Origin of the sequence: Virgibacillus sp. 7505, from assembly GCF_002272135.1 — a bacterium.
In the GTDB taxonomy this organism is placed as follows: domain Bacteria; phylum Bacillota; class Bacilli; order Bacillales; family Amphibacillaceae; genus Terribacillus.
The window spans coordinates 1-227 of record NZ_NPBF01000360.1 but is presented as its reverse complement, the minus strand read 5'-3'; the positions used below and the strand labels follow the sequence as shown (position 1 = coordinate 227).

At 47.6% G+C, this 227-nt stretch carries 1 protein-coding gene; it reads left to right on the top strand.

The genetic code is table 11. The features are described 5' to 3' along the window. The coding region (locus tag CHH91_RS19330) for a helix-hairpin-helix domain-containing protein (RefSeq protein WP_286160864.1) at window positions 1-227 on the top strand (227 nt) is incomplete at both ends.

Sequence of the window (227 nt, the reverse complement as noted above, 5' to 3'; positions counted from 1 at the left end):
CACTTGAACGGCTGTTGTTTGGGCTCGGCATCCGGTTTGTCGGTGCCAAGGCAGCGAAGACGCTAGCATATGAGTTTGAAACAATGGAACGGCTCCAAGAGGCAACGTTTGAACAATTGCTTGCCGTAAATGAGATTGGCGAGAAAATGGCGGACTCGATTGTCTCCTATTTTCAAAAGCCAGAGGTGTCAACGTTGTTAGAAAAACTAGCCAATGCTGGTGTAAAC